This is a genomic window from Amycolatopsis rhizosphaerae (genome assembly GCF_007713715.1).
GTDB lineage: Bacteria > Actinomycetota > Actinomycetes > Mycobacteriales > Pseudonocardiaceae > Amycolatopsis_E > Amycolatopsis_E rhizosphaerae.
Map to the genome: position 1 here is coordinate 1 of NZ_VJWX01000500.1, position 5235 is coordinate 5235.

The following is a 5235-nucleotide window of genomic DNA, read 5'->3' on the forward strand; positions in this document are numbered from 1 at the left end:
GCTCAGGGCGGAGTACGGGCGCGGTTCGCCCACCGCGGCCGAAAGCGGCTGGTTGAGCCCGAGCGCGAGGAGCATCCCCAGCGGGGCCCAGAGCGCCGCCGCCATCCGCGCCGGGTCCGCCCGCCGCCGCGCCGACCACCATCCGGCCAGCAGCAGCGCCGCGAACAGCGCGATCCCGTAGGTGGCGTAACCGAAAACGGCCCCGTGCAGCCAGGCGGTCGCCTTGGCGAAGTCGTTGACGGTCAGGAACAGGTGTGTGTCGAGGTTCATTTCCGGTCCAGGGGTTCGACGGCGGGGGAGGTCACATCTGGTGCAGGGCCTGGAAAACCCGCTCGGTGTAGCCGGCCAGCCGCTGCGCGCAGCGCTCGAGCCGCAGCTCCGCTTCGGCCGCCGACGGCGCGCCGAACACGTCGCGCGCCTTCAGGTCGCGGTGCCAGCGGCGCAGCCGTTCGAGGCTCTGCTCCTCTTCTTCGAGTTCGGCCAGGGTGAACTTGGCGGTGCGGATTTCCTTGTCGATCTCGGCCTCGAACTTGCCGCAGTCGGCCAGGAACTCCGTCCACTCCTCCTGCCGCTCCGCGGTGAACAACTGCTCCAGCCGGGTGGCGTCCCTGTCGTCGCGACCGGCCGCGTCCAGCACGACCACTTCGCCCGAGCCGCGCTGGGCCAGCTCGATCACCCGGTCCACCCCGGCGGTGAATCCGGGCACGTCCGGCACGGTCCAGATGCCCTGGCCCAGCGACAGCGCGCCGACGCGGCGAAGTTCCCGCCACACCGCCACCCGATGTCGCGAGGGTTCGGCGGGCACCCGCACCACCAGCACCAGCCAGCGGCCATGTTTCGCGTCGGTCACACGGCTGAATGTAGCAACTGTTACTTCCAGGGTTGTATCCGGTGCTATTCGCCCCGGAAAAGGGGGCTCCGTCCGATTATGCTCCGGGCATGGGTACCGAAACCCTGGTGACAGCGGGGAGTTTCACCTCTGGGCAGATCGCCGTCACGGCGGTCGTCACCGGAGTCCTCGCGTTCGCCGCGGCGCTGTGGCGCCTGCCACGCGGGGCGTGGGCAGACCGGGTGGCCGTCGGCGTCCTCGCGGGAGTCTCGGTGTTCCTGTGGCGGATTTCGGCGAACATGCCCGAGCTCAACAGCGATGGCCTGCCGGGTTTTTCCGCCGCGGACTGGCTCGCTCCGGTGATGACCTACCTGTTCCTCTCCGTCTACGCCGACCTTCGCGTCCCTGCTGACGCCCGGCGCTACCGCCAGACGCGCGCCCTGGCGGTGATCGCGAGTCTCGTCGTCGACGTGGTCACTCTCTGAGTCTTCCTCCAAAGGGCTGGACGAAGAAGGTTTGTATACATAGTATCCGTCGCATGCAGACAGCGACGGTCTACGACCGGGTGCGCGAGCTGATCGTTTCCGGGGTGTACCTCCCGGGCAGGCCGGTCACCGAACAGGACCTGTCGGAACGCCTCGAAGTCAGCCGGACGCCGGTGCGGGAGGCCCTGCGGAGGCTGGAAAGCGACGGCCTGGTGCGGGGCGCGCGGCGCGGGGTGACGGTGGTGGAACTGGACCGGAAGGCGTTGCGCGACGCCTATCACGTCCGGGCTTCTCTAGAGGGTCTGACCGCGGAACTGGCGGCGGTCCGTCAGCGGGCGGGGGAGTTGTCCCCTGCCGCGCTGAACCGTCTCGTGGCCTGCGCGGACCGGGCGGACGAGGCGAGCAAGGCCGGTGACCTTACCGAGGGGATCCGGCACAATCGCGCCTTCCACCGGGCGATCGCGCTGCTGGCAGGCAATCCGCTCGCGCTGGATCTGCTCGACCGGGTGTGGGACCAGATCATCGTGTCCACGCGGGCGGTGCTGACCGCCCCCGAGGGGCCGGGCAGGGTGGACGGCGAACACCGCGCCCTGATCGCCGCCATCACCGCCGGCCGCCCGGAGGCCGCCGCCGAGAGCGCCCGCGACCACATCGCCGCCACGGCTCGTGCCGTGCTCGGCCCGAACGAAGGGGAAGCGCCGTGAACAAGGAACACCAGTACGAGGTCACGGTGACGTGGACCGGCGACACCGGCAGCGGCACCTCGTCCTATCGCGCCTATCGCCGGGACCACGATGTCCGGACCGGTGACAAGCCCGTCATCGAGGCCAGCTCCGACCCGGCCTTCGGCGGCGACCCGCGACGGTGGAACCCCGAGGACCTGCTGGTCGCCGCGCTGTCCCAGTGCCACATGCTGACCTACCTCTCCCTGTGCGCCCGCAACGGGGTGGTGGTCACCGGTTACCGGGACGCCGCGCGGGGCACGATGCGCGAAACCGCGGGCCACAGCGGGCATTTCACCGAGGTGGTGCTGGCACCGGTGGTGACGGTGACCGAGGCCGCGATGGTGGACAAGGCGACGGCACTGCACCACGACGCGCACGAAACCTGCTTCGTGGCGAATTCGGTGAACTTCCCGGTGCGGGCCGTGCCCGAAATCCGGCTTCCCTGAACCGGGAAGCCGGATTTCGGGACCTCCGGAATGCTTTACCGGGGCCCTGGGCGTGACCTCACCACGGGTTGTTGTTGTCGTCCTCGTCGGGAGCCGGTGCCGCCTTCCCCGTGGCCGGGGGCTCGTCCTCGCCTTCGTCCGGTTCCTCGTCCGTCTCGAGGTCGGGGAACCGGACGCGGAGGTTGTCCACCATCATGGCGTGCGTCTGCGGGTCCTCGTCGCCGATCTCCTCGGTCAGCACCTCGCCGACCCGGTCGGCGATCCGGGCCTGCGCCCGCCGCATGGTGGTGAGGATCTGCGCGGACAACTCGTCCAGCGGCATGCTCCGGGCACGCCCGGTGAGCGCCAGATCGGTGATGCTGCCGTCCGCGCGTACCGTGACCCGCACCGAGCCGTCATTGTTGGCCGAGGACAGCCGGATCTCTTCGGTGCGCTCCTGCGCGGCGCGGTAGCGGTCGGCCTTGGCCGCCAGTCCCTCCGCCCAGGCATCGACGCTCGCCGCCGCCTGTTCCGGGTCGCGCATCAGGCCGTCGAGTCCTCCTGCCGTCATGCTTCCGCCTCCCGGGCGACCACGCCGAACCGCAAGTGCGGGTTCCGGGCTGGCGTCGACGCCGTGGTGTCGTCTTCCCGCAACTGCGCTTCGAAGGGAGCGGCGTTGGTCTGGTCCTGTTCGTCGTAGCTGCCCGCCGCCGTCCTGACGTTGTCCGCGGTGGTCTTCATGCCGTCCACCGCGGCCTTGAGCGCGTCGGTGGCGTCGTTCTGCGTGACGGCACGCACGATGGGCGGCAGGAATGCGCACAGCACACCGTAGGCCTTGTCGTCCATCGCTACCTGATTCGCCGCCGCGACCGCGGTGTCGAGCCGGTCCACCAGACCGTCGAGATGGCTGGCATGCGCGCGTAGTTCGTCGGGTACCACCGTGAACGACATCGCGCCCCCCTTTCCTTCACTGCCGATTTTCTGGGACTGCTCAGTAGACTTCGGAGATCAGCCGTTGCACGGCGTCGGCCGTCTGGGCGCTGGTCGCCGGGCTGTAGCGAGCGGTCATCGTACCGCCCTGATCGGTACTGGTCTCGACCAGATAACGCCCGTCCTCGGTGTCGAGCCAGGTGAGCGGAGTGCCCGTCCGGCGCTCCCCGTGGCGGGTGCGGCCGGTGGCGACGAAATAGCCTCCGCCGAGGCGGGGCGCGGAGAGGACCTCGGTCAGCAGTTCTTCATCACTGGCCCTGAAGCCGCGCGGGGCGGTTCCGGGCTCGACGAGCTCGCCGACCTGAAGGGAACCGAACGCCTCGGTCTCCTCTTCGTCGAACTCCTCCTCGGCCTGACGGCGGGCCGCCATGGCGGACAACTCCCGGGTCGCCTGCTGGCGCACGGTGAGCGGCCCGCCCGGGGCGGCCGGGGTTTGGGGCAGGGCACTGACGAGGACGTTCACCAGTTCGTCGTCGGGGAACAGCACCCAGCGCAGGACGTTCTCTTCGTCCAGTTGCGCGATGAGCAGTGCCTGGGCGCCGTCGGTGACGGCCAGCAGCGCGATGTCGCCGGTGCGCTTGTCCGTGCCGCTGACGGCGACCGAGAGATGGTGCCGTCCCAGTAGTTCGAAGGCGAGTCTGACCTGGCTGTGCAACTCGCCGGAGACGGACAGCCCCCGCTCCTCCATCGCCAGGTACACCTGCTTGCCCAGCCTGGCGTAGCGCGCCGGATCCAGCGTGGTGTTGCCGATGCGGAGGGGGAACTGGCGGACGTCGACATCCATCGCGCGGCCGAGGATGCTGGCCTCGACGGTGTCCAGTGTGAAGTCGAACCGATTCGCCATCGGCGGAGAGGTTACCTTCCTGCTACCCGGAGCGCCCGCGGGGCCTTCCGGTCACGGTGTCCGAAAAGGACCGATCGGGTCCGCGCGCGGATTGCGGGCCGCGGACACGATCACTATCCCGCCCCGCGGCGGGTGCGGGCCACCTGGGGGTGCTCCCGCGGCGCAGTGGTGTCGGGCACAGGGCGGAAAGAATGTCCGCCCGGACCATCGGAGAGGGCATTTTCGGGCAAACACCGGGACGGCTGGTGCGGGGCGGCGGCGGACGGTGGTCCCGGGGGCCCGGCCACCTCGACGACGTCCAGATGGGTCTCGAGCAACTGGAGACCCGGCAGGAAGCGGTCGTGGAACAGCGGATCGGGCAGGACGATGAGACGAGGTTCGCTCGGGCAGCTTTCGAGGGACTTCCGGACGATCTTGATCTTGGCTCGTGTCGTTCATCTGGGTGAGGCGCTGCTGTCCCCTGGCGTTCAACAGTCGGTGCTGTACTCACGCGCACCAGTCATCTTTCCCTGGGGACAAGGCAGAAATTGACACAAATCGATCAGCCCGGCGGTGCGGACCCGATCGCCGAGTTCGCCGCCGAGCTGGAACAGATCAGGGCCAAGGCCGAAGAGGTACAGGAGCTTGTCCGGACCGCGTCGGCGACCGTGCGGTCCCCGGACGGCGCGGTGACGGTGACCGTGGGCGCGACCGGAGCGCTGACGAACATCGCCTTCGGGCCCCGCGCCTACCAGCGGCCGCCGGAAGCGCTTTCCGCGCTGGTGCTGCAAACCATGGGTGCCGCGCAGAAGCAGGTCGCCACCCAGGTTTCGGGGGCCTTCGGTGGCCTGGTCGGCGAGAATTCGGCCGCGATGGAGGTCCTGGAGGAGTTTCTGCCGCGCGATCCCGGAGACGGTGACGACGGCACCGACTCCGAAGCGGCTTCCTTCGCCCGGCC

Annotated in this window: 8 protein-coding genes and 1 pseudogene; 4 read left to right on the top strand and 5 right to left on the bottom strand. The window is 69.5% G+C overall.

From position 1 onward, the window contains the following. Together FNH05_RS31550 and FNH05_RS31555 are read right to left on the bottom strand one after the other, a co-directional pair. A pseudogene (locus FNH05_RS31550) lies at positions 1 to 270 on the bottom strand (phosphatase PAP2 family protein); the annotation flags it as partial. 31 nt (positions 271 to 301) lie between these two features. Beyond that, complete coding sequence (locus FNH05_RS31555) at positions 302 to 850, bottom strand: Chromate resistance protein ChrB (RefSeq protein ID WP_144592503.1); 549 nt, start codon at positions 848 to 850, stop codon at positions 302 to 304. An 89-nt stretch (positions 851 to 939) separates the two neighbouring features. Between FNH05_RS31555 and FNH05_RS31560 the strand changes: the two genes are divergently transcribed. Genes FNH05_RS31560 through FNH05_RS31570 form a run of 3 tightly spaced genes read left to right on the top strand, consistent with a single transcriptional unit; the run spans position 940 to position 2485 of the window. After that, positions 940 to 1314, top strand: a complete 375-nt coding sequence (locus FNH05_RS31560) for a hypothetical protein (RefSeq protein WP_144592504.1) — start codon at positions 940 to 942, stop codon at positions 1312 to 1314. 53 nt (positions 1315 to 1367) lie between these two features. Next, positions 1368 to 2018: a GntR family transcriptional regulator gene (locus FNH05_RS31565; RefSeq protein ID WP_144592505.1), complete on the top strand. Its 651-nt coding sequence runs from the start codon at positions 1368 to 1370 to the stop codon at positions 2016 to 2018. Further along, positions 2015 to 2485, top strand: coding sequence for an OsmC family protein (locus tag FNH05_RS31570; RefSeq protein ID WP_144592506.1), 471 nt, complete (start codon positions 2015 to 2017; stop codon positions 2483 to 2485). The genes FNH05_RS31565 and FNH05_RS31570 overlap by 4 nt, the downstream gene beginning before the upstream one ends. A gap of 58 nt (positions 2486 to 2543) precedes the next feature. On the opposite strand, the gene FNH05_RS31575 is transcribed toward FNH05_RS31570, so the two are convergent. From FNH05_RS31575 to FNH05_RS31585, 3 genes are read right to left on the bottom strand one after another with little or no spacing between them, the layout of a single operon-like run. Next, the gene (locus FNH05_RS31575; protein ID WP_144592507.1) at positions 2544 to 3035 is read right to left on the bottom strand and encodes a YbaB/EbfC family nucleoid-associated protein; all 492 of its coding nucleotides are present in this window, start codon (positions 3033 to 3035) and stop codon (positions 2544 to 2546) included. Then, positions 3032 to 3415 (bottom strand): type VII secretion target, encoded by a 384-nt coding sequence (locus FNH05_RS31580; RefSeq protein WP_144592508.1) that lies wholly within the window; start codon positions 3413 to 3415, stop codon positions 3032 to 3034. The genes FNH05_RS31575 and FNH05_RS31580 overlap by 4 nt, the downstream gene beginning before the upstream one ends. 40 nt (positions 3416 to 3455) lie before the next feature. Then, positions 3456 to 4298, bottom strand: coding sequence for an ESX secretion-associated protein EspG (locus FNH05_RS31585; protein WP_144592509.1), 843 nt, complete (start codon positions 4296 to 4298; stop codon positions 3456 to 3458). Between the two features lie 527 nt (positions 4299 to 4825). Here FNH05_RS31585 and FNH05_RS31590 point away from each other — a divergent pair. Then, positions 4826 to 5235 (top strand): YbaB/EbfC family nucleoid-associated protein (locus tag FNH05_RS31590; RefSeq protein WP_246128056.1); only part of this gene is annotated, 410 nt, incomplete at its 3' end.

Coding starts and splice junctions, on each gene's coding strand:
- FNH05_RS31560 (WP_144592504.1), top strand. CDS start 940: ATGGGTACCGAAACCCTGGTGACAGCGGGGAGTTTCACCTCTGGGCAG.
- FNH05_RS31565 (WP_144592505.1), top strand. CDS start 1,368: ATGCAGACAGCGACGGTCTACGACCGGGTGCGCGAGCTGATCGTTTCC.
- FNH05_RS31575 (WP_144592507.1), bottom strand. CDS start 3,035: ATGACGGCAGGAGGACTCGACGGCCTGATGCGCGACCCGGAACAGGCG.
- FNH05_RS31580 (WP_144592508.1), bottom strand. CDS start 3,415: ATGTCGTTCACGGTGGTACCCGACGAACTACGCGCGCATGCCAGCCAT.
- FNH05_RS31585 (WP_144592509.1), bottom strand. CDS start 4,298: ATGGCGAATCGGTTCGACTTCACACTGGACACCGTCGAGGCCAGCATC.